The organism is Pseudomonas sp. BCRC 81390, assembly GCF_030341915.1.
Classification (GTDB): Bacteria; Pseudomonadota; Gammaproteobacteria; order Pseudomonadales; family Pseudomonadaceae; genus Aquipseudomonas.
This window is the reverse complement of record NZ_JATAAG010000010.1, coordinates 14,363-35,827: the sequence shown is the minus strand read 5'-3', so window position 1 is coordinate 35,827 and position 21,465 is coordinate 14,363. Positions and strand designations below refer to the sequence as shown.

Below are 21,465 nucleotides of genomic sequence, written 5' to 3'. Positions count from 1 at the left end.
CGGCATAAAGGGCAATAGCGGGGTATGATAGCCGCCCCATGCGAAACACTGAAAATATATCCAGCCCGCCGGGCGCCTGCAGACCATGATCAGCAACGAACTCAAAGCCACCATCCAGGGCGCCTACACGCGTTTTCTCGAAGCCAAGAGCCTCAAGCCGCGCTATGGCCAGCGCCTGATGATCGCCGAAGTGGCCAAGGTGCTCGGCGACATCGCCTGCGACGACGAAGGCCGTCGTGCCGGCGAACCCGCCGTGGTGGCGGTGGAGGCGGGCACTGGTACCGGCAAGACCGTGGCCTACAGCCTGGCGGCCATTCCCGCCGCCAAGGCCGCTGGCAAGCGCCTGGTGATCGCCACGGCTACCGTGGCGTTGCAGGAGCAGATCGTGTTCAAGGACCTGCCCGACCTGATGCGCAGCAGCGGGCTCAACTTCAGCTTCGCCCTGGCCAAGGGCCGCGGCCGCTACCTGTGCCTGTCCAAGCTCGACATCCTGTTGCAGGAGGGGCACGCCCAGTCGGCCACTGCCCAGCTGTTCGAGGAAGAGGGCTTCCGCATCGAAGTCGACGAGCGCAGCCAGAAGCTGTTCAACAGCATGATCGAGAAGCTTGCCGGCAACCGCTGGGACGGCGACCGCGACAGTTGGCCTGAAGCCCTGGAGGACCAGGACTGGGCGCGCCTGACTACCGACCACAGCCAGTGCACCGGCCGCCATTGCCCGAATTTCCAGCAGTGTGTGTTCTACAAGGCGCGCGAAGGCATGGGCAAGGTCGACGTGATCGTCACCAACCACGACATGGTCCTGGCCGACCTGGCGCTGGGCGGCGGTGCGGTGCTCCCCGACCCGCGCGACACCCTGTACGTGTTCGATGAGGGCCACCACCTGCCAGACAAGGCCATTGGCCATTTCGCCCACTATTCGCGCCTGCGCTCCACTGCCGACTGGCTGGAGCAGACCGCCAAGAACCTGACCAAGCTGCTGGCCCAGCACCCGCTGCCCGGAGACCTGGGCAAGTACATCGAGCAGGTGCCCGAGCTGGCGCGGGAAGTGCGTACCCAGCAGCAATTCATGTTCACCCTGTGCGAGCAAGTTGCCGATTTCCGCCCCGGCGAGGACAACGAAGGCCGTGAGCGCCCGCGCTACCGTTTCGAAGGCGGCGTGGTGCCTGAGCAGATCCGTGAAGTGGGCATCGAGCTGAAAAAGGGCTTCGCCCGCCTCAACGACCTGTTCACCCGGCTGGCCGACCTGCTCAAGGAGGGCATGGACGGCGAGGTCAACATCGGTATCGCCAGTCACCAGGCCGAAGAGTGGTACCCGCTGTTCGGCAGCCTGGTCACCCGCGCCCAGGGCAACTGGGAACTATGGACAGCCTTTACCGCCGAAGACCCGGAAGACAGCCCGCCCATGGCGCGTTGGCTGACCCTGGCGGAGAGCGGGGCGCTGTTTGATATCGAGGTCAACGCCAGCCCCATCCTGGCCGCCGACATGCTTCGTCGCAGCCTGTGGAACGTTGCCCACGGCGCGTTGGTGACCTCGGCTACGCTGACCGCGCTGGGTAAGTTCGACCGCTTCCGCATGCGCTCGGGCTTGCCGCGTGATGCGGTCACCTGCGTGGTGCCCAGTCCGTTCGTGCATGGCGATGCCGGCCTGCTGCGGGTCCCCGACCTCAAGGCCGACCCGCGCGACGCAGCGGCGCACACCGCAGCGATCATCCGCGAGTTGCCAAACATCGTCGAGGATGCCCGTGGTGCGCTGGTGCTGTTCTCCTCACGCAAGCAGATGCAGGACGTGTTCGATGGGCTGGACCGTGACTGGCGCAAACTGGTGCTGATCCAGGGCAACCTGTCCAAGCAGGAAACACTGAACAAGCATAAGGCGCGGGTCGACGACGGCCAGCACAGCGTACTGTTCGGCCTCGCCAGCTTTGCCGAAGGGGTCGACTTGCCGGGGGCATATTGTGAACACGTGGTGATTGCCAAGATTCCCTTCGCCGTGCCCGACGACCCGGTCGAAGCAGCATTGGCGGAATGGATCGAGGCCCGCGGTGGCAACCCGTTCATGGAAATTGCCGTGCCCGATGCCTCGCTGCGGCTGATCCAGGCCTGTGGCCGCCTGCTGCGAACCGAACAGGATCGCGGCGTTATCACCTTGCTTGATCGGCGTCTGGTCACTCAGCGCTACGGCAAGGCTATTCTCAATGCGCTGCCGCCGTTCCGGCGGGAGATTTCCTGACTGCCGGAGCAGTTGCTCCGGCGCGTTGTCCATTCCTCTGTCGTGGGCCATGAGGGCCCTGAAGGAGAGCCCAAGCCTTATGGTCCGCCGCACCCTGCCCGCCGTTCTCGCCCTGTTGTTCAGCTCACCCTTGCTGGCGGGGCAGCAGACGCTCTTCAGCTTCGTGCGCCCGGCCTCGGTGGTCAATGTGCAGACCGAGGATGCCGGCCTGCCTCAGTACAATGCGGAGCAGACGGCCGAAGGCGAGGTATTGCGGCGGGTGGTGTTCAACCCGGCCCAGCAGCCGACGCTGCGCCTGAGCCCGCAAAGCGGGGTATGGGACTGGTCCGCTGGGCAGTTCCTGACCTTGCGCCTGCAAAGCGCAATGGATTGGGCGCTGACCGTGGATGTCACGGTGCAGGGCAGTGACGGCGGCACCTTGACCAGTCGCATCGACTTGCCGGCCGGCCCGGCCCAGACCGTGATGGTACCGTTGACGGCCAGCTCGCCGCTCAGCCAGGGCATGCGCGCCGGCCCACCGATGCCCTGGAGCCATGATGGCCAGCGTCTGTTGCTGGCCAGCAGCGCCGGTGCGGTAGACCTCAGGCAAGTGGCCTCGGTCAGCTTGAGCATCCCCAGCCCCAAGGTGGCGCAGAGCTTGCTGATCGAGCGGGTGGGCATCCAGGATGACGACCTGGCTTACCAGGCGGCCTACCATGAGCTGATCGACGCCTATGGCCAGTCCACTCGTGGCCACTGGCCGGAAAAGGTTGTCAGTGACGAACAGCTCAAGGCGGCTGATGCGCGCGAGCAGCAACAGCTCAAGGGCTGGCTGGCAGAACGTGGCAAGCAGCAACTGGATGCCTACGGTGGCTTGCTGGCCGGGCCGGCGTTCGAGGCCAAAGGCTTCTTCCGCACCGAAAAGCGCAACGGCCGCTGGTACCTGGTGACACCGGACGGGCACCCGTTCTACTCGTTGGGGGTGAATGCCGTCGCTGCAGATGGCGGGCGCACCTACATCAGCGGGCGTGAAGGCATGTTCAAGACGCTGCCGGGTACGGGTGATGCACTGGCCGCCTTTTATGGCGAAGGCAACAACGACGACGGCAATGCCTCGTCGCAAGGGCGCAACTTCAAGCAGGGACGCTGGTTCGACTTTTATGCCGCCAACCTGCAACGCACCTATGGCCAACCCTGCCCGCCCGCAGCGGACGGGCAACCGGCCAGTTGCCCACCGCTGGTGCTGGATGCCGCCCGTTGGCAGGAGCACGCGCTCGACCGCCTGCAAGCCTGGGGTTTCAACACGCTCGGCAACTGGAGCGAGCCGGCCCTGGGCCAGGCCAGGCGCATGCCGTACACCTTGCCGCTGTCGATCGTGGGCGATTACGCCAGCATCAGCACCGGCATGGACTGGTGGGGCCGCATGCCCGACCCGTTCGACCCGCGTTTTGCCATGGCCACCGAGCGCGCCGTGGCCATCGCCGCCCGCGATCACCGTGACGACCCCTGGCTGATCGGCTATTTTGCCGACAATGAACTGGCCTGGGCCGCCCCTGGCGGTGACCCCAAGGCCCGTTACGGGCTGGCTTATGGCACGTTGCGCCTGACCACCGATGTGCCGGCCAAGCGTGCTTTCCTCAAGCAACTGCGCGACAAGTACCGCAACCAGGAAGGGCTGTCCAAGGCCTGGGGTATCGAACTGGCTGCCTGGGAACTGATGGAGGACCCAGGCTTCGAAGCGCCGCTGCCGAACCCCGAACACCCGGAGATCGAGCGCGACTACCAATATTTCCAGCAGGTGTTTGCCGATACCTACTTCAAGACCATTGCCGACTCGCTGAAGTGGCATGCGCCGAATCACCTGCTTTTGGGGGGGCGTTATGCCGTCAGCACGCCCGAGGCGGTCAAGGCCTGTGCCGAATTCTGTGATGTGCTCAGCTTCAACTTCTATACCCTCAAGCCGCAGGATGGCTACGACTTCGCCAGCCTGGCCGAGCTGGACAAGCCGGTGCTGGTGTCGGAATTCCAGTTCGGCTCGCGTGATCGCGGCCCATTCTGGCCGGGGCCGCTGGAGCTGGCACGGGAAGAAGACCGTGGTCCGGCCTACGGCAATTTCCTCAAGGCGGCTCTGGCACAGCCGATGATTGTCGGCGCGCACTGGTTCCAGTACCTCGATCAACCGGCCAGCGGGCGGTTGCTCGACGGTGAAAACGGCCACCTCGGGCTGGTGGCAATCACCGATATGCCGTATCCGGGATTCGTCGAGGCCGTGCGCAAGAGCAACCTGCAGGCCATGGGCAAGCTGCGCGACGAGCTGGAGAAGCCGGCCCCATAGCTCAGCCAGGCCTGTGCAGGGGCGTGGTGCGTCTGGTTGCACCATTCGTCGCGACCACCCAGCCCAAGCCAGTTTGCAAAACGCCAAACTACTGAAACAATGCACACCATTTTCGGAAATGGTCGTACGGAGAGCAGCGGGTGCAGATTCAGGGTCACTATGAGCTGAAGTTCGAAGCGGTGCGCGAAGCCTTTGCTGCCCTGTTCGATGATCCCCAGGAGCGTGGCGCCGCGCTGTGCATTCAGGTCGGTGGCGAAACCGTTGTCGACCTGTGGGCCGGCAGTGCCGACAAGGATGGCCAGCAGGCCTGGCACAGCGACACCATCGCCAACCTGTTCTCCTGCACCAAGACCTTCACTGCGGTAACCGCCCTGCAGCTGGTCGGCGAGGGCAAGCTGGCCCTGGATGCCCCGGTGGCCAACTACTGGCCCGAGTTCGCCCAGGCTGGCAAACAGGCGATCACCCTGCGCCAGCTGCTCAGCCACCGTGCCGGCCTGCCGGCCCTCCGCGAGTTGCTGCCGGCCGAAGCCTTGTACGACTGGCAGACCATGGTTGATGCCCTGGCCGCCGAGACGCCCTGGTGGGCGCCTGGCACCGAGCACGGCTATGCCGCCATTACCTACGGCTGGCTGATCGGCGAGCTGATCCGTCGTGCCGACGGCCGTGGCCCTGGTGACTCGATCGTGGCCCGTACCGCGCGCCCGCTGGGGCTGGATTTCCATGTCGGCCTGGCGGACGAGGAGTTCCACCGCGTGGCGCATATCGCCCGTGGCAAGGGCAACCCCGGGGATGCAGCGGCGCAGCGCCTGCTACAGGTCACCATGCGTGAGCCCGAGGCGCTGTCGACACGAGCCTTCACCAACCCGCCGGCGATCCTGACCAGCACCAACAAGCCGGAGTGGCGGCGCATGCAGCAGCCGGCGGCCAATGGCCATGGCAACGCGCGCAGCCTGGCGGGCTTCTATGCCGGGCTGCTTGATGGCAGCCTGCTCGAATCCGAGCTGCTCGATGAACTGACCCGTGAACACAGCCTTGGCCAGGACCGCACCTTGCTTACCCAGACCCGGTTCGGCCTGGGCTGCATGCTTGACCAGCCCGAGGTAGCCAATGCCACCTTTGGCCTCGGCGCTCGCGCCTTCGGCCACCCTGGCGCCGGCGGCTCGGTCGGTTTCGCCGACCCGGAGTACGACGTGGCCTTCGGCTTCGTGGTCAATACCCTGGGTCCTTACGTGCTGATGGACCCGCGAGCCCAGCATTTGGTGCGCGTACTTGCAAGTTGCCTTTGATCGGGTAATGCGGGTATTGCCTCATGCCTTTGACTATCCTCAATGCCACTGCCTGAAGTGTGTGGGCAAAATTTCTTTCTATTTCATGGTGTATCGCTGATGTCTTCACATAAAACCTTAGCACTCGCCCTGTGCCTGACCGCTGTCACCGGCTGCGCCAGTCACTCCCAGGACGCCTCGAAGGACAGCGGCTCGAGCTGGTGGCCCTTCGGTTCGGACAAGGTTGCCGAGCAGGAAGTGAAGCAAGCCGTGACTGAAAACGTCGCCAAGGCCGACGCCAAGTCCGAAAGTTCCAGCCGTTGGTGGTGGCCATTCGGTGCTGAACAGAAGCAGGCCAAAGGGCCGGTGGTACCGAAGATCGACGAGAAGGCCACCCAGGCCTGGCTGGACGAGTACGAGCCCAAGCTGCGTGAAGCGATCAAGGGCAGCAAGCTGGAACTCGAGCGTCGTGACAACGTGCTGGCCGTGACCATTCCGGTGGACGGCTCGTACAACCCTGACCGCCCGAACATGCTGCTGCCGATGACACTGGGCCCGATTACCCGCGTGGCCAAGACCGTCGAAGGCGATGCCAAGACCGCCGTGCTGGTGCTCGGCCATGCCGACAGCAGCGGTGTCGCTGCCGCCAACCAGAAGCTCAGCCTGGAACGCGCCGCTTCGGTGTCGGCGATCTTCCGCCTCAGCGGCCTGCAGCGTGACCGCCTGAACCTCAAGGGCATGGGTTCGGTGATGCCGCGCGCCGCCAACGACAGTGCCGAGGGCCGCGCCTTGAACCGCCGCGTGGAAATGCTGCTGACTCCGCAGAACACCATGGTTGCGCTGTTGGCCAAGTACCAGCAGGCGGCCCCGGCCCCGGCGCCAGCCTCGATGGTGGCGGTGCAGGATAGCAAGGCGCCAGCCGCCAAGGCTGCCGACAGCAAGCCGGCGGCCAAGGCTGCGGCGAAGAAGCCTGTAGCCAAGGCCAAGGCGCCAGCCAAGACCACCGCCAAGAAAAAAGCCGCGCCGGCCAAGCCTGCGGCCAAGAAAGCTACCGCTGACAAGAAAGTAGCTGCCAACAGCCCTGCGAAGACCAACTGATCGTCAAGGAACGCAGCAATGACCAAATCCCTGGCTGATATGCGCCGCGACTACACCCGTGATGGCCTGGCCGAAGCCCAGGCCCCGGGGGAGCCGTTCGCCTTGTTCCACCAGTGGCTCGCCGATGCGCTGAAAACCGAGCAGGCCCCGGTGGAAGCCAATGCCATGACCCTGGCCACCGTCGATGCCGACGGCCGCCCCCATTGCCGCGTATTGCTGCTCAAGGGGCTCGATGAGCGTGGTTTCACCTTCTTCACCAACTATGACAGCGCCAAGGGCCAGCAACTGCTGGCCAACCCTTGCGCCGCCATGACCTTCTTCTGGCCGACGCTGGAGCGACAGGTGCGCATCGAAGGGCGGGTGGAAAAGGTCACGGCCGAGGAGTCGGATGCCTACTACCAGGTGCGTCCACTGGGCAGCCGCCTGGGGGCGTGGGCATCGCCGCAGAGCCGGGTGATTGCCGGTCGTGAGGAACTGGAAAGCCTGGTCAAGGCTACCGAGGCACGCTTCTCCGACACCCAGCCGCATTGCCCGGAGCACTGGGGCGGGTACCGCTTGCTACCTGAGCGGGTCGAGTTCTGGCAGGGGCGGGCCAGCCGGTTGCATGACCGGCTGAACTACCGCCTGGTCGATGGGCAATGGCAGCGGGAACGCCTGGCGCCCTGACATCCACGGGCCGCCTTGCGGCCCCCTCTCGATCTGGGGGGCAGCTCAGTTCCCTGAGCGGCCTTGTGTGGCGATGGGCTGCGCAGCAGCGACAATCGCCCAGGCTACCCCGGATACCCCGCCGCCTCGCGCTCCAGCCACCCCGCCAACTGCTTGCGCTGCACCTTCTCCAGCCGTGCCTGTTCCAGCTTTTGCAGCATGTACGCGCGCTTGCCAGGGTCCGCCCCGGCCAGCGACAACGCCAGGTCACGGTCTATCCAGTGGCGCATGCGCACATACAGCCAGCCGTGGAAGTACAGCCCCGCAACGGTGGTGACCACGACGATGAAGTAATCCATGGCTATCCTTGGTCTCACTTGAAAAGGCATCGGCAAGCCACGCTGGCTGTACCTTGGCTGAATGAAAACAATTTTATTGCGCTTGTACCGTGACAGTCGTCAACGTGCAGCGTCTAATACGCATCTGACTTATGGAGACATTACCCATGCGTAAATCCGCTTTGCTGGTGGCGACCTTCACCACCATGTCGTTGTTGCTGGGTGGCTGTGCCTCTAGCCTGACCGGTGACAGCTACTCCCGTGATGAGGCCCGCCGCGTGCAGACCGTGCGTATGGGCACCATCGAATCCCTGCGCCCGGTCAAGATCGAGGGTACCAAGACCCCGATCGGCGGTGGTGCTGGCGCCATCGTGGGTGGCGTGGCCGGCAGCGCCGTGGGTGGTGGCCGTGGCAGCATCGTCGCCGCCGTGATCGGTGCCGTTGCCGGTGGCCTGGCCGGTTCCGCAGCTGAGGAAGGCCTGACCCGCACCCAGGGCGTGGAAATTACCGTACGTGAGGACGACGGCAGCATGCGTGCCTATGTCCAGGCCGTGCAGGAGAACGAAATCTTCCGCGTTGGCGACCGCGTGCGCATCATGACCGTCGACGGTACCAGCCGCGTCTCGCACTGACCGTAGCGCAACAAGAAAAACCCCGACATGGCTGCGCGCCATTCGGGGTTTTTTCATGCTGTGGCCAGGTCAGCCAGCGCTGGGCTTGCGGCTGGCCATGGCGGTTACGGCGTAGCCGAACACGGCAGCAAGGAACGAGCCGGTCAGAATACCCATGCGGTCCATGCCGGCGAACTCGCTGCTGCCTGGGACGAAGGCGAGTGAGCCAACGAACAGGCTCATGGTGAAGCCGATGCCACAGAGGATCGCCACGCCCAGTAACTGGCCCCAATTGGCGCCAGCAGGCAGAGCGGCCAGGCGCAGTTTGATGGCGATCCAGGTCAAGCCGAAGACGCCCACGGTCTTGCCCAGTAGCAGCCCTACGGCGATGCCCAGTGGCACCGGGTGAACGAAGCTGTCCAAGGTCATGCCTGCCAGTGATACCCCAGCATTGGCGAAAGCGAACAACGGCAGGATGGCGTAGGCAACCCACGGGTGCAGGGCGTGTTCCAGGGCGTGCGATGGCGAACGTTCGCCATGGCCAGTGCGCAGCGGGATGCACAGCGCCAGGGCAACGCCAGCCAGCGTGGCGTGCACGCCACTCTTGAGCACGCAGACCCACAGGACCAGGCCCACGATCATGTAAGGCCCCAGCTTGACCACGCCAAGCCGGTTCATCGCCACCAATACCACCAGGCAGGCCGCGGCCAGCAGCAGCGACACGCTGGACAGGGTGCCTGAATAGAACAGCGCGATGACGATGATCGCGCCCAGGTCATCGATGATTGCCAAGGTCATCAGGAACAGTTTCAGCGATACCGGCACGCGCTTGCCCAGCAGGGCCAGCACACCGAGGGCGAAGGCGATGTCGGTGGCGGTGGGAATTGCCCAGCCGGCTACCGCTGCCGGGTTGTCACGGTTGATGAACCAGTAGATCAGTGCCGGTACCACCATGCCGCCCACGGCGGCGGTAGCAGGCAGGATCACCTGGGACGGCCTGGACAGGTGGCCGTCGACCACTTCGCGCTTCACTTCCAGGCCGATGAGCAGGAAGAACAGCGCCATCAGGCCGTCGTTGATCCACAACAGCAGTGGCTTGGCGATCTGCAACGCGCCTACCTGAACGGCGACGGGCACGTCGAGCAGGCCGCTGTACAGGTAGGACAGCGGTGAGTTGTTGATGATCAGGGCCAGGACGGCCGCAGCGATCAGCAGCAGGCCGCTGGCGGCTTCGAGCTGCAGGAAACGGGTTAACAGGCTACGCACGGGCTATAGGCTCTCCATGGGCAGTTTACGGATGGAACGGGCGTACACCCTAGCCTGTGAAGTTATGCTTTAAAACAAAAACTATATTCTTTTTTGTTATATGTTGTTGCTGGGCTGGGCTGGAGGAAGCCTAGATGCAGAATGGGAAAGGTGGGGTAGGGAAAATCTGATGTTTTCTCGGATTTTTCTTGCGCCGGTGAGGGTCCGTTCGCGGGTTGGCCCACGAACGGGCCCTCACCGGCCATGCACAGTCAGAGGCCGAGCATATCCCGCGCCACCGCCTCGGCAATGCGAATACCGTCGACACCTGCCGACAGAATCCCGCCCGCATACCCGGCGCCTTCACCCGCCGGGAACAGTCCCTTGAGATTCAGGCTCTGGAAGTCGTCACCGCGGGTGATGCGCAACGGCGACGAGGTACGTGTCTCGATCCCGGTCAACACGGCATCGTGCAGGTTGTAGCCCTTGATCTGCCGGTCGAATGCCGGCAATGCCTCGCGGATCGCCTCGATGGCGAAGTCTGGCAGGCTTGGCGCCAGGTCACCCAGGGTCACGCCTGGCTTGTAGGACGGCTCGACACTGCCCAGCGCGGTCGAGGGCCGGCCGGCGACGAAGTCGCCAACCAGCTGCGCCGGGGCCTGGTAGTTGCTGCCGCCCATCACATAGGCATGTGCCTCCAGGCGCTCCTGCAGCTCGATGCCGGCCAGCGGGCCGCCGGGGTAGTCGCGTTCGGGGTCGATGCCGACGACGATACCGGAGTTGGCATTGCGCTCGTTGCGCGAGTACTGGCTCATGCCGTTCGTGACCACCCGGCCTGGCTCGCTGGTGGCGGCGACCACGGTGCCGCCTGGGCACATGCAGAAGCTGTATACCGAACGGCCATTGCTGGCGTGGTACACCAGCTTGTAATCGGCGGCACCAAGTTTCGGGTGACCGGCGTATTTGCCCAGGCGCGCCTTGTCGATCAGGGTCTGCGGGTGCTCGATACGGAAGCCCACCGAAAACGGCTTGGCTTCCATGTATACGCCCTTGGCGTGCAGCATGCGGAAGGTGTCGCGGGCACTGTGGCCGAGGGCCAATACCACATGGCGTGAGTGCAGTTGCTCACCGCTCTCGAGCACCACGCCGGTAAGCTGGCCATCGTCGATCAACAGGTCGATGACCTTCTGCTGGAAGCGTACTTCAGCGCCCAGGGCAATCATGTCCTGGCGCATCTGCTCGACCATGCCGGTCAGGCGGAAGGTACCGATGTGCGGCTTGTTGATGTAGAGGATCTCATCCGGCGCGCCGGCCTTGACGAACTCTTCCAGCACTTTGCGGCCATGGTGTTGCGGGTCCTTGATCTGGCTGTACAGCTTGCCGTCGGAAAAGGTACCGGCGCCGCCTTCGCCGAACTGCACGTTGGACTCCGGGTTGAGCACGCTCTTGCGCCACAGGCCCCAGGTGTCCTTGGTGCGCTGGCGCACTTCCTTGCCGCGTTCGAGGATGATCGGCTTGAAGCCCATCTGCGCCAGCAGCAGGCCGGCGAAGATGCCGCACGGGCCAAAGCCGACCACGATCGGGCGTTCCTGCAGGTTGGCCGGGGCCTGGCCGACAAACTTGTAGGTCACGTCGGGCGCCGGGCCAATGTTGCGATCGTCGGCGAACTTGCTGAGCAGCTCAGCTTCGTTGCTGGCTTCCAGGTCGATGGTGTAGATGAACAGCAGCTCGCTGTTCTTCTTGCGCGCATCGTAGCTGCGCTTGAACAGGTTGAAACTGAGCAGTTGCTCGTCGCGGATGCCCAGGCGCTGGACGATGGCTTCACGCAGGGCTTCGTCGGGATGGTCCAGGGGCAGCTTCAGTTCGGTGATTCGTAGCATGGCAGGGTCCAGTATCCCGGCCATGGGCGGCCGGCGGCTTTACACAAACCGCCAAGTATAAGCTGTTCGCCACCCCGACTGGCAGGATAAAAGCGCCCGGCGATCAGTTGTCGCGTGCGCCGCCGTAGTAACCGCAGCCCTGCAGGGTCTTGCCGTCGATGCGCAGTTCGCTGCGCAGGTGATAGATGGCGCCGGTGGCGCTGTCCACGCAGCGTTGCGGCGCGGCCCACAGCTCCACGTGCTGGCCGTTGGCTTCGCTGGTCAGGGTCAGGCCGCCGCCCGGCACCTGTTCTTCCAGGAACGGCAGGGGCAGGGGGGGCTGACCGATGCGGTTGAGCACCATGCCCTTGCCGCTGGCCTTGACGTCCCAGCCCGGCTCGTGACCGTTGGCGCGCAGGGTCAGCTGTTTGAAGTTGGGGTCTTCACAGGCGCGGGTGGACGGTTCCAGGCGATACAGCTGGCGCACTTCCAGCTGGCCGTCGGTGCTGGCCTGCTTGCTGCCGGTGAGGCGCCCACGGACATCGGCAAACAGCTTGTCGTTGGCGTCCTTGGCCAGGTTGGCGGCTTCCTGCAGGATGCCGGTGGCGGCGACGTCGTTGATCACGAAGGTGCGGCTTTCGCTGCACGGCTTGAACAGCAGCTGGCCACCCGCGGCGCGCAGTTCGCCCTGCATGCGCGTGGTGCCGATGTTCGGGTCGCTGGGGGCGTCGGCCATGAGCTGGCAACCACCAAACAGGGGCAGCAGGGCACTGAGCAGCAGGGTAGGGGTGAGGCGCATGGGCGGGCTCCGGGTTCTTTGCCGTGAAAGCTGGCCACGTTACGCAGGCTGGCGGCGGATCTCAAGTTAATGGTTGCCGGTACTGGCCCTGTCGCCGGATCAGTCGATACAGTTCCAACAGGCAGAAAAAAGGGCCCGAAGGCCCTTTTTCCGATCAACCCCCCAGGTACGCGTCGCGCACTTTCGGGTCGGTCAGCAGCGCTTCCCCTGTCCCCTGCATCACCACCCGGCCGTTTTCCAGCACGTACGCCCGGTCGGCGATCTTCAATGCCTGGTTGGCGTTCTGCTCCACCAGGAACACGGTCACGCCATCGCGGCGCAGCTGTTCGATGATGTCGAAGATCTGCTGGATGATGATTGGCGCCAGGCCCAGCGACGGCTCGTCGAGCAGCAGCAGCTTGGGCTTGCTCATCAGCGCCCGGCCAATGGCGAGCATCTGCTGCTCACCACCGGACATGGTGCCGCCACGCTGGATATAACGCTCCTTCAGGCGCGGAAACAGCTGCAGCACCTTGTCCAGTTGTTCCTGGTAATCGCCCTTGTCGGTGAAGAAGCCGCCCATCGCCAGGTTTTCCTCGACGGTCAGGCGGGAGAACACGCGGCGGCCTTCCGGCACTACCGCGATGCTCTTGCGCATGATGTGCGAGGATGGCTGGCCGACCAGCTCTTCGCCCAGGTACTTGATGCTGCCGCTGTGCGCCTGCGGCGAGCCGCACAGGGTCATCAGCAGGGTCGACTTGCCAGCACCGTTGGCACCGATCAGGGTGACGATCTCGCCCTGGTTGATTTCCACGTTGACGCTGTGCAGCGCCTGGATCTTGCCGTAGAAGGTGGAAACGTTCTCGAACTTCAGCATTTACGCTTCCCCCAGGTAGGCTTTGATCACATCAGGGTTGTCGCGGATCTCCTCCGGCGTGCCGTGGGCCAGGGGCGTGCCCTGGTTGATCACCACGATATGGTCGGAAATGCTCATCACCAGCTTCATGTCGTGCTCGATCAGCAGCACGGTGACGTTGTGCGACTCACGCAGGTAGGCGATCAGCGCCTTGAGGTCTTCGGTTTCCTTCGGGTTCAGGCCCGCTGCCGGTTCGTCGAGCATGATGATGCGCGGCTGGGTCATCATGCAGCGGGCGATTTCCAGGCGGCGTTGCTGGCCGTAGGCGAGGGTGCCGGCGGTGCGGTTGGCGAACTCGGTCAGGGCGACCTTTTCCAGCCAGTACTGCGCGCGTTCCATGGCCTCCTTCTCGCTGCGGCGGAAGCTCGGGGTCTTGAACAGGCCGGCGAAGAAGTTGGTGTTCAGGTGGCGGTGCTGGGCGATCAGCAGGTTTTCCAGTGCGGTCATTTCCTTGAACAGGCGCACGTTCTGGAAAGTCCGTACCACGCCCTTGCGGGCAATCTGGTGGCCGGCCAGGCCCTGGATCGGCTGGCCATCGAGCAGGATGGTGCCGCCGCTGGGCTTGTAGAAGCCGGTCAGGCAGTTGAACACCGTGGTCTTGCCGGCGCCGTTCGGGCCGATCAGTGCCACCACCTGTTTTTCCTTGACGGTCAGGCCCACGCCATTGACCGCCAACAAGCCGCCGAAGCGCATGCTCAGGCCGCTGACTTGCAGAATTTCACGGCTCATCGATGCAGCTCCATGTGGGGTCGTTGCATAGGCAGCAAGCCTTGCGGACGCCAGATCATCATCAACACCATCAGCGCACCGAACATCAGCATCCGGTATTCGCTGAACTCACGCATCAGCTCTGGCAGCAGGATCATCACGATGGCCGCGAGAATCACGCCCAGCTGTGAACCCATGCCGCCGAGCACGACGATGGCGAGGATGATCGCCGACTCGATGAAGGTGAACGACTCCGGCGTCACCAGGCCTTGGCGCGCGGCGAAGAAGCTGCCGGCGAAACCGGCGAAGCAGGCACCCAGGGTGAACGCCGAAAGCTTGATCACGGTCGGGTTCAGGCCCAACGCACGGCAGGCGATCTCGTCTTCGCGCAGGGCTTCCCAGGCGCGGCCGATCGGCATGCGCAGCAGGCGGTTGATCACGAACAGTGCCAGCAGGGCCAGCAGCAGGGCCACCAGGTAGAGGAAGATGACCTTGTTGATCGAGTTGTATTCCAGCCCGAAGAACTCATGGAAGGTCTGCATGCCCTCGGCGGCGCGGCGTTCGAAGGTCAGGCCGAAGAACTCTGGCTTGGGGATGTTGCTGATGCCGTTGGGGCCGCCGGTCCAGTCGGTGAGGTTACGCAGGAACAGGCGGATGATCTCGCCAAAGCCGAGGGTCACGATCGCCAGGTAGTCACCGCGCAGGCGCAGCACCGGGAAGCCGAGCAGGAAGCCGAAGGTGGCGGCCATCAGGCCGGCGATCGGCAGGCACACCCAGAAGCTCCAGCCCAGGTAGTGCGAGAGCATCGCGTAGCTGTAGGCGCCAACGGCGTAGAAGCCGACGTAGCCGAGGTCGAGCAGGCCCGCCAGGCCGACCACGATGTTCAGGCCCAGGCCCAGCAACACGTAGATCAGGATCAGCGTGGCAATGTCGACCGCACCGCGCGAACCGAAGAACGGCCACACCAGCGCTGCGACGATCAGGCCCAGGATGACGTAGCGCTGGGTCTTCGGCAGGGTCAGGTAGTTGCTGACGGCCGGCGGGATCAGCTTGCGATCCGAACGGCGGCCCATCACCGCGCTCCACTGCTTGTCGAACAGCACGCGCAGGAACATCAACACCGAACACACGGCGATGATACTGATGGTGAACGAACCCTGGCTGTGCACCGCCAGGCTGATGCCGTCGATGCTCAGTTTCAGGCCCAGCACCGGGAAGGCCACGGCCCAGACCAGCAAGGCGCTGAAGAACGCCTGTTTGAGATTTCTGTTCATACTTTTTCAACCTCCGGGCGGCCCAGGATGCCGGTCGGCCGGAATAGCAGGACAAGAACCAACAAGCCGAATGCCACCACGTCCTTGTACTGGTCGCCGAAGATATCGGCACCGAACGCTTCGGCTACGCCCAGCACCAGCCCGCCGAGCATGGCGCCCGGGATGCTGCCGATGCCACCCAGCACCGCCGCGGTGAAGGCCTTCAGGCCCACCAGGAAACCGGCGTTGGGGTTGATCACCCCGTACTGCATGCTCAGCAGCACGGCCGCCACCGCCGCCAGGGCGGCACCGATGACGAAGGTGAGGGCGATGATGTTGTTGGTGTTGATGCCCAGCAGGTTGGCCATCTTGATGTCCTCGGCACAGGCGCGGCAGGCGCGGCCCAGGCGGGAACGGGAGATGAACAGGGTGAGGCAGGTCATGGCCACCAGGGTGACCACGAACACCAGGATCTGCATGTAGCTGATCAGGACTTCTTCAGCACCGCCTGGCCCGAACGAGAAGCTTCCGGGAATCAGGTTGGGGATGGACTTGTCCTTGGAGTCCTGCGACAGCAAGACGGTGTTCTGCAGGAAGATCGACATGCCGATGGCGGAAATCAGCGGGATCAGGCGGTTGCTGTTGCGCAGGGGGCGGTAGGCAACCCGTTCGATGCTGTAGCCATAGGCGCTGGTAACGAAGATCGTCGCGACGAAGGCGACGGTCATCAGGATCGGCAGCGAATGGATACCCATCATGGCCAGGCCCGCCAGGGCGATGAAGGCCACGTAGGAACCGATCATGTACACCTCGCCATGGGCGAAGTTGATCATGCCAATGATGCCGTACACCATGGTGTAGCCGATGGCGATCAAGGCATAGGTGCTGCCGATGGTCAATCCATTAACCAGTTGTTGGAAGAAATGGTAGATCTCAGGCATTACAGCGCTCCTAAAAACCTGATTTGCATTTCGCTGGCAGGGGTACCGCCAGGAAACCGCGGGTGACGGTTTTAAGATTTTCAGGTGAACCCGCCCCCGGATCGCGGGGATCAGGCCCATGAACCTCGTAAAACAAAGCCCACTGCTCGCACAGTGGGCTTCTACGGTCAGCTATTAGTCACGCAGTTACTGAGGGGAGACTTCGGTCTTCGGCTTGCCGAAGTGCCATTCGTAAACCACGAACTTGAAGTCTTTCAGGTCGCCTTTGTCGTCGAACGACAGGGTACCGGTCGGGGTCTTGAAGGAACCGGCGTGGATGGCCTCTGCCACTTTCTCGGCGTCTTCGGACTTGGCTTGCTTGATACCCTGGGCGATCAGCTCCACAGCCGAGTAGGCCGGGAACACGAACGGGCCGCTCGGGTCCTTGCCGTCAGCCTTGATGGCATCGACGATGGCCTTGTTCTCAGGGTCGGCGTCGAACGACTTCGGCAGGGTCACCAGCAGGCCTTCGGAGGCGTTCTGGGCGATCTGCGAGATGGAGTCGTTACCCACGCCTTCCGGGCCCATGAACTTGGCCTTCAGGCCTTTTTCCTGTGCCTGGCGCAGGATCAGGCCCAGCTCCGGGTGGTAGCCGCCGTAGTAGACGAAATCGACGTTGTTCTGCTTGAGCTTCTGGATGATCGAGGAGAAGTCCTTGTCACCGGCGTTCAGGCCTTCGAACACGGCAACCTTGGTGCCTTTCTTCTCCAGGGTCTGCTTGACCGCAGTGGCGATGCCTTCACCGTACTGCTGTTTGTCGTGCAGTACCGCAACCACTTTCGGCTTGACGTGGTCGGCGATGTAGTTGCCGGCGGCCGGGCCCTGGGCGCTGTCCAGGCCGATGGTACGGAAGATCAGCTTGTAGCCACGGGCGGTGATTTCCGGCGAGGTGGCGGCAGGGGTAATCATGATCACGCCTTCGTCTTCGTAGATGTCGGACGCAGGCTGGGTGGAGCTGGAGCACAGGTGGCCGATGACGAACTTGACGCCGTCGTTGACCACTTTGTTGGCGACTGCCACGGCCTGTTTAGGGTCGCAGGCGTCGTCGTATTCCTTGGCTTCGAGCATCTTGCCATCGACGCCGCCCTTGGCGTTGATATCCTTGATGGCTTGCTTGGCGCCGATGAACTGCATGTCGCCGTACTGGGTCACAGGGCCGGTCTTGGGGCCTGCGATCCCGATCTTGATGGTATCGGCGGCAAACGAATGGCTGGCTACCCCGGCCAGAACCATTGCGGCGAACAGCTTGGAAATCTTGATCATAGTGCTCCACTCATTCTGTTGTAATTCTTATAGTCCTGGCGGCCAGGGCTACAGACCGGGCGGGATTTGCGGCGTGGCCATGCCAACGCGCAAGCCCACCTTCCCCCGGAACATGTCCCGGAACTGTACCGGTACAGTGTAGAGCGCTGTCCAAGCGCTTGAAAAGCGTTCGAAAAGTGCCTGTTTCCTGGGTTGTCGCTTGATCGACATAAAGATACAAAAAGGCGCCATCAATCTGCCTGTATCTACGACCCCGCCCCATAAATTCGGGGTCAATCGACCAAATTACATATTTGAAACCGGGTTTTTCTGCAAAAATGCCGGCCTTTTTATCGACCGACTTTTGCGGAAACCGCCCATGACTGATCACACAAGCACCCTCTATGCCAAACTGCTTGGCGAGACGGCAATCATCGAGTGGAAAGCACTGGAGCGTTTCTGGGCCAAGGGTGACCTGATTTGGGTCGATCCAGGCCTGGACCTGATCACTGTTGCCGAGGCGATGGCCGAGAATCGCAGCGAGATCTTCGCCAAGTGGCGTAGTGATGGCACTGTCGGCCCGGTGACTGCCGAGCAGGCTCAGGACCTGCAAAGCCGCGATCCAGAGATCTGGGCGGTGGTGGTTTCACCGTTCATCGTGATCCAGGTGAAGCGTCCGGCCGACGCATGATCGATTTTGGTGCGCAAAAATGCGCAGCAGCTCCGTTATGGTGCTCGAGGGCGCTCAGGGCGGGTAGAGGTAAGTAACAATTCGGCGTGGCGGTAACAGTTTACGGGATGCGTAATGCCCACCGGTCTGCCAGGCGAAGCGCAACCGTGCAGCCTGGATGATCTTCGAACTAGCCAGGAGTGATTGATGAGCACTGAACTACCTTCGCTTGGGTTCGCCGGGATCGGCCTGATGGGCCTGCCCATGTGCCGGCGCCTGCTCGCCGCAGGCTACCCGCTGACGGTGTGGAACCGCAGCCCGGACAAGTGCGTCGCGCTGGTCGCCGCTGGCGCGCACCTGGCCAGCAGCCCTGCCGAACTGTGCCGCAACAGCGACATGGTGTTGCTGTGCCTGGCCGACACCGCTGTCGTGCGCGAGGTAGTGTTCGGCGAACAAGGCATTGCCCAGGGTGGGCGCAGCGGCCAGTTGCTGGTCGATTTCTCCAGCCTGGAACCCACTGCTACGCGGGAGATGGCCGCCGAGCTGGCGGCGTTGAGCGGCATGGCGTGGCTGGATGCGCCAGTATCTGGCGGCACACCTGGTGCCGAAGCCGGTACCTTGGCGATCATGGTCGGTGGCGCGGCGGCGGACCTGGAGCGCGCGCGCCCGGTGCTACAGGTACTGGGCCAGCGCGTGACGCACATGGGCGCGGTGGGGGCAGGCCAGGTAACCAAGGCCTGCAACCAGATGATCGTGGCCTGCAATGCCCTGGTCATCGCCGAAGTAGTGGCATTGGCCGAACAGTCGGGGGTGGATGCGACACTGATCGCCGAAGCGCTGGCGGGTGGCTTTGCCGATTCCCGGCCGCTGCAGATCCTCGCGCCACAGATGGCCGAGAGCCGCTTCGAGCCGATCAAATGGCACGTGCGTACGCTGCTCAAGGATCTCGATGGCGCGGTCAGGTTCTCCCGCGAGCAAGGTTCGGCTACGCCGCTCAGCGGCCTCGCTGCACAACTGATGCGCTTGCACGCAAGCCAGGGGTACCTGCAAAAAGACCCGGCGACTCTGGTAGAACTGTACCGCAGCAAGGGCTGAGCACACCGCTCTGCTGCGGCAGCCGCAGCAACTGCAGTTCGGCCAGCGGCGCGGGGCGACCCAGCAGGTAGCCTTGCAGGTAGTCGCAGCCGTGGGTTTCGAGAAACCTGGCCTGTTCGCCGGTCTCCACGCCTTCGCTGACCACCTGCAAGTGCAGGGTATGCGCCATGACGATGATCGCTTGCACGATTTCGCAGTCCTTCTGGCTACCCGGTACATCCTGCAGGAAGCTGCGATCGATCTTCAGCACGTCAAGCGGCAGGCGCTTGAGATAGGCCAGCGAGGAGTAACCGGTGCCGAAGTCATCGATCGACAGGGCCACACCCAGGTCGCGCACCCGCTTGAGCAGGCTGACCGTGCGCTGGATATCGCCCATCAGGGCGTTTTCGGTCACCTCCAGTTCCAGTTGGCAAGGTGCGAGCCCGGCCTGGAGCAAGGCCTTTTCCACCTCGTTGGGCAGCTCGTCATGACTGAGCGTGACGGCCGAACAATTGACCGTGACCCTGAGGTTGCTGCGGCCCCGCTGCTGCAGGCCGGCCAGTTCGGCACAGGCGTGGCGCAGTACCCACAGGTCAAGGTCGATGATCAGGCTGTTGGCTTCGGCAATGCCGACGAAGCGTTCAGGCCCGAGCAGGCCGTGCTGCGGATGCTGCCAGCGTACCAGGGCTTCCAGTTTGGCGACTTGCCCGCTGCGCAGGTCGAAGATCGGCTGGTAGTGCACGCATAGCCCGCGCTCTTCAAGCAGGGCCAGGCGCAGTTCTTCTTCCAGTTGCAACGCCAGGGAGGCGCGGGTTTTCAGGGTGTCGTTGAAGAAGTTCACGCTGTTGCGCCCGCTGCCCTTGGACTGGTACAGCGCCAGGTCGGCATGCTTGAGCAGTTCCTCGGCGCTGGTGCCGTCATCCGGAAAGATGCTGATACCAATGCTGGTGGTCATGACCAGGCGTCTGCCCCCCAGCTCGATGGGCGCCTTCATCCGCAGCATGATGCGCTGGGCCAGGTGACGGGCTTCGTCGCGGTTATTGAGGCTGGTCACCACACAGAACTCATCGCCGCCAAAGCGTGCGACCAGGTCGTGGCTGCGGGTGGCAGCCCTGATATGGTTGGCGATGGCCTGAAGCAGCTGGTCGCCGGCGTGGTGGCCAAGGCTGTCGTTGATACGTTTGAAATGGTCGATGTCGAGGAACATCACCGCCAGGCTGCCTTGAGTGGCCTGGTGTTCGGCCAGGCGCTCGGCGAACACCTGGTTGAAACCGCGGCGGTTGACCAGGTTGGTCAGGGCGTCATAGTGCGCGGCTTGCTGCAGCGATGCGCGGGCCTGGTCCAACTGGCTGAGCAGCACGTTGACCCGGCGCAGATCGTGCTCCTTGCTTTGCAGTTTCTTGTCGGCCAGCGCGGCGCTGACACTGGCAGCGCTGATCAACAGGGTAATGAAGCCGATGCCCAGCCCCAGTTGCAGGCTGTTGTCGCCGGAAGGCAGGCGCAGGGCCGTGTCGGCCGGGATGACCAGGGTCATGGCCGACATCGCGGTAAAGTGGGTGGCGACGATGCCAGCGGCCATCAGCAGGCTGGCGCCGTACTTCATGGCCTGGTGCAGGGCGCCATTGCCGTGGCGGAAATAGCGGGCCAGGCACAATGCTGCCAGGCTGGTGAGCACGGCAATGCTGGCCGCGACGAGGAGCAGGCCGGTCTGGTAGTACTGGCGCGCGCCGGTTTCCAGGGCGGCCATGCCGACGAAGTGCATGAGGACGATGCCCAGGCCGATCAGCACTGCGCCTTGCAGGAGATGGTGTGCATGCATCTGCTGGCGACCCAGGCTGTGCATGGCCAGCCAGGCGACAGCCAGGGCAATCAGCAATGACAGGATGGTCAGGGAAACGTCGTAATGCACTTCCAGCGGGGCCCGGAAGGCAAGCATGCTGATGAAGTGCATGGCCCAGATGCCACCTGCCAGGCAGCAGGCGCCAAGCATGGTCCATCGTCGACGGGAGGTGGAGTTTTCGCTGTGGGACTGGCGCTCGGCCATGTCCAGAGTGGCGAAGCAGGCCGCCCCAGCGACAAGGTAGGCGAGCAGGACCAGGGCCGACTCATGCCGACAGTCGATGACGATACGCCCGGTTGCCGGCAGGTCGACGAACAATTGCAGCCCCAGCCATTCCATTGGGTGCCTCTAGATCGAGTTTCCAGGCGTCTGCCAACCTGTGCAGACTGTCCAGAGGCA

At 63.6% G+C, this 21,465-nt stretch carries 18 protein-coding genes; 8 read left to right on the top strand and 10 right to left on the bottom strand.

Annotated elements, in window-relative coordinates; genetic code table 11:
- Positions 1–85: 85 nt before the first annotated feature.
- The 5 genes from dinG to pdxH all read left to right on the top strand — a co-directional run bounded on the left by dinG (position 86) and on the right by pdxH (position 7,573).
- Positions 86–2,230 (top strand): ATP-dependent DNA helicase DinG, encoded by a 2,145-nt coding sequence (gene dinG / locus QSV36_RS04635; RefSeq protein ID WP_225778965.1) that lies wholly within the window; start codon positions 86–88, stop codon positions 2,228–2,230.
- A 79-nt stretch (positions 2,231–2,309) separates the two neighbouring features.
- Positions 2,310–4,544: a beta-agarase gene (locus QSV36_RS04630; protein ID WP_289130281.1), complete on the top strand. Its 2,235-nt coding sequence runs from the start codon at positions 2,310–2,312 to the stop codon at positions 4,542–4,544.
- A 140-nt stretch (positions 4,545–4,684) separates the two neighbouring features.
- Positions 4,685–5,830, top strand: coding sequence for a serine hydrolase domain-containing protein (locus tag QSV36_RS04625; protein ID WP_289130280.1), 1,146 nt, complete (start codon positions 4,685–4,687; stop codon positions 5,828–5,830).
- 99 nt (positions 5,831–5,929) lie between these two features.
- Positions 5,930–6,907 carry an OmpA family protein gene (locus QSV36_RS04620; protein ID WP_289130277.1) on the top strand — a complete coding sequence of 326 codons (978 nt, stop codon included), beginning with the start codon at positions 5,930–5,932 and terminating at the stop codon, positions 6,905–6,907.
- A gap of 18 nt (positions 6,908–6,925) precedes the next feature.
- Positions 6,926–7,573, top strand: a complete 648-nt coding sequence (pdxH, locus tag QSV36_RS04615; RefSeq protein ID WP_289130275.1) for a pyridoxamine 5'-phosphate oxidase — start codon at positions 6,926–6,928, stop codon at positions 7,571–7,573.
- Positions 7,574–7,677: 104 nt separating this feature from the next.
- Here the strand turns inward: pdxH and QSV36_RS04610 are convergent, their stop codons facing one another.
- Positions 7,678–7,911: a hypothetical protein gene (locus tag QSV36_RS04610; protein ID WP_289130271.1), complete on the bottom strand. Its 234-nt coding sequence runs from the start codon at positions 7,909–7,911 to the stop codon at positions 7,678–7,680.
- 146 nt (positions 7,912–8,057) lie between these two features.
- Here QSV36_RS04610 and QSV36_RS04605 point away from each other — a divergent pair, with 146 nt between their 5' ends.
- Positions 8,058–8,522: an outer membrane lipoprotein gene (locus QSV36_RS04605; protein WP_009684613.1), complete on the top strand. Its 465-nt coding sequence runs from the start codon at positions 8,058–8,060 to the stop codon at positions 8,520–8,522.
- Between the two features lie 69 nt (positions 8,523–8,591).
- Here QSV36_RS04605 and nhaA read toward each other — a convergent pair whose 3' ends face one another.
- The 8 genes from nhaA to QSV36_RS04565 form a co-directional block, all read right to left on the bottom strand.
- Positions 8,592–9,767: a Na+/H+ antiporter NhaA gene (gene nhaA, locus QSV36_RS04600; RefSeq protein ID WP_289130268.1), complete on the bottom strand. Its 1,176-nt coding sequence runs from the start codon at positions 9,765–9,767 to the stop codon at positions 8,592–8,594.
- A 251-nt stretch (positions 9,768–10,018) separates the two neighbouring features.
- A complete protein-coding gene (locus QSV36_RS04595) occupies positions 10,019–11,626 on the bottom strand; it encodes an NAD(P)/FAD-dependent oxidoreductase (RefSeq protein ID WP_289130266.1) in 1,608 nt (535 codons plus the stop codon).
- A 103-nt stretch (positions 11,627–11,729) separates the two neighbouring features.
- Complete coding sequence (locus QSV36_RS04590; protein ID WP_289130263.1) at positions 11,730–12,404, bottom strand: COG3650 family protein; 675 nt, start codon at positions 12,402–12,404, stop codon at positions 11,730–11,732.
- A 154-nt stretch (positions 12,405–12,558) separates the two neighbouring features.
- Positions 12,559–13,260, bottom strand: coding sequence for an ABC transporter ATP-binding protein (locus QSV36_RS04585; protein ID WP_013973921.1), 702 nt, complete (start codon positions 13,258–13,260; stop codon positions 12,559–12,561).
- Positions 13,261–14,028 (bottom strand): high-affinity branched-chain amino acid ABC transporter ATP-binding protein LivG, encoded by a 768-nt coding sequence (gene livG, locus QSV36_RS04580; RefSeq protein ID WP_170031819.1) that lies wholly within the window; start codon positions 14,026–14,028, stop codon positions 13,261–13,263.
- Entirely contained in the window at positions 14,025–15,281 is a 1,257-nt protein-coding gene (locus QSV36_RS04575; protein ID WP_289130253.1) for a high-affinity branched-chain amino acid ABC transporter permease LivM, read from the bottom strand. Before QSV36_RS04575 ends, livG begins: the two co-directional genes overlap by 4 nt.
- Positions 15,278–16,201, bottom strand: coding sequence for a high-affinity branched-chain amino acid ABC transporter permease LivH (livH, locus tag QSV36_RS04570; RefSeq protein ID WP_025340356.1), 924 nt, complete (start codon positions 16,199–16,201; stop codon positions 15,278–15,280). Before livH ends, QSV36_RS04575 begins: the two co-directional genes overlap by 4 nt.
- A 186-nt stretch (positions 16,202–16,387) precedes the next feature.
- On the bottom strand, positions 16,388–17,503 hold the full coding sequence (locus tag QSV36_RS04565; protein ID WP_289130249.1) for a branched-chain amino acid ABC transporter substrate-binding protein: 1,116 nt from the start codon (positions 17,501–17,503) through the stop codon (positions 16,388–16,390).
- A gap of 358 nt (positions 17,504–17,861) precedes the next feature.
- Between QSV36_RS04565 and QSV36_RS04560 the strand changes: the two genes are divergently transcribed.
- Both QSV36_RS04560 and QSV36_RS04555 read left to right on the top strand, forming a co-directional pair.
- Positions 17,862–18,173, top strand: coding sequence for a DUF2288 domain-containing protein (locus QSV36_RS04560; protein WP_289130246.1), 312 nt, complete (start codon positions 17,862–17,864; stop codon positions 18,171–18,173).
- A gap of 186 nt (positions 18,174–18,359) precedes the next feature.
- Positions 18,360–19,247, top strand: coding sequence for an NAD(P)-dependent oxidoreductase (locus QSV36_RS04555; protein ID WP_289130243.1), 888 nt, complete (start codon positions 18,360–18,362; stop codon positions 19,245–19,247).
- On the opposite strand, the gene QSV36_RS04550 is transcribed toward QSV36_RS04555, so the two are convergent.
- Positions 19,147–21,405 (bottom strand): putative bifunctional diguanylate cyclase/phosphodiesterase, encoded by a 2,259-nt coding sequence (locus tag QSV36_RS04550; protein WP_289130239.1) that lies wholly within the window; start codon positions 21,403–21,405, stop codon positions 19,147–19,149. The two genes, QSV36_RS04555 and QSV36_RS04550, sit on opposite strands and share 101 nt — an antisense overlap.
- Positions 21,406–21,465: the final 60 nt, after the last annotated feature.

What these genes read in the sequence shown, in the direction of transcription:
- dinG (WP_225778965.1), top strand. Translation starts at nt 86, where the DNA reads ATGATCAGCAACGAACTCAAAGCCACCATCCAGGGCGCCTACACGCGT.
- QSV36_RS04630 (WP_289130281.1), top strand. Translation starts at nt 2,310, where the DNA reads ATGGTCCGCCGCACCCTGCCCGCCGTTCTCGCCCTGTTGTTCAGCTCA.
- QSV36_RS04620 (WP_289130277.1), top strand. Translation starts at nt 5,930, where the DNA reads ATGTCTTCACATAAAACCTTAGCACTCGCCCTGTGCCTGACCGCTGTC.
- pdxH (WP_289130275.1), top strand. Translation starts at nt 6,926, where the DNA reads ATGACCAAATCCCTGGCTGATATGCGCCGCGACTACACCCGTGATGGC.
- QSV36_RS04610 (WP_289130271.1), bottom strand. Translation starts at nt 7,911, where the DNA reads ATGGATTACTTCATCGTCGTGGTCACCACCGTTGCGGGGCTGTACTTC.
- QSV36_RS04605 (WP_009684613.1), top strand. Translation starts at nt 8,058, where the DNA reads ATGCGTAAATCCGCTTTGCTGGTGGCGACCTTCACCACCATGTCGTTG.
- QSV36_RS04595 (WP_289130266.1), bottom strand. Translation starts at nt 11,626, where the DNA reads ATGCTACGAATCACCGAACTGAAGCTGCCCCTGGACCATCCCGACGAA.
- QSV36_RS04590 (WP_289130263.1), bottom strand. Translation starts at nt 12,404, where the DNA reads ATGCGCCTCACCCCTACCCTGCTGCTCAGTGCCCTGCTGCCCCTGTTT.
- QSV36_RS04585 (WP_013973921.1), bottom strand. Translation starts at nt 13,260, where the DNA reads ATGCTGAAGTTCGAGAACGTTTCCACCTTCTACGGCAAGATCCAGGCG.
- livG (WP_170031819.1), bottom strand. Translation starts at nt 14,028, where the DNA reads ATGAGCCGTGAAATTCTGCAAGTCAGCGGCCTGAGCATGCGCTTCGGC.
- QSV36_RS04575 (WP_289130253.1), bottom strand. Translation starts at nt 15,281, where the DNA reads ATGAACAGAAATCTCAAACAGGCGTTCTTCAGCGCCTTGCTGGTCTGG.
- livH (WP_025340356.1), bottom strand. Translation starts at nt 16,201, where the DNA reads ATGCCTGAGATCTACCATTTCTTCCAACAACTGGTTAATGGATTGACC.
- QSV36_RS04565 (WP_289130249.1), bottom strand. Translation starts at nt 17,503, where the DNA reads ATGATCAAGATTTCCAAGCTGTTCGCCGCAATGGTTCTGGCCGGGGTA.
- QSV36_RS04560 (WP_289130246.1), top strand. Translation starts at nt 17,862, where the DNA reads ATGACTGATCACACAAGCACCCTCTATGCCAAACTGCTTGGCGAGACG.
- QSV36_RS04555 (WP_289130243.1), top strand. Translation starts at nt 18,360, where the DNA reads ATGAGCACTGAACTACCTTCGCTTGGGTTCGCCGGGATCGGCCTGATG.
- QSV36_RS04550 (WP_289130239.1), bottom strand. Translation starts at nt 21,405, where the DNA reads ATGGAATGGCTGGGGCTGCAATTGTTCGTCGACCTGCCGGCAACCGGG.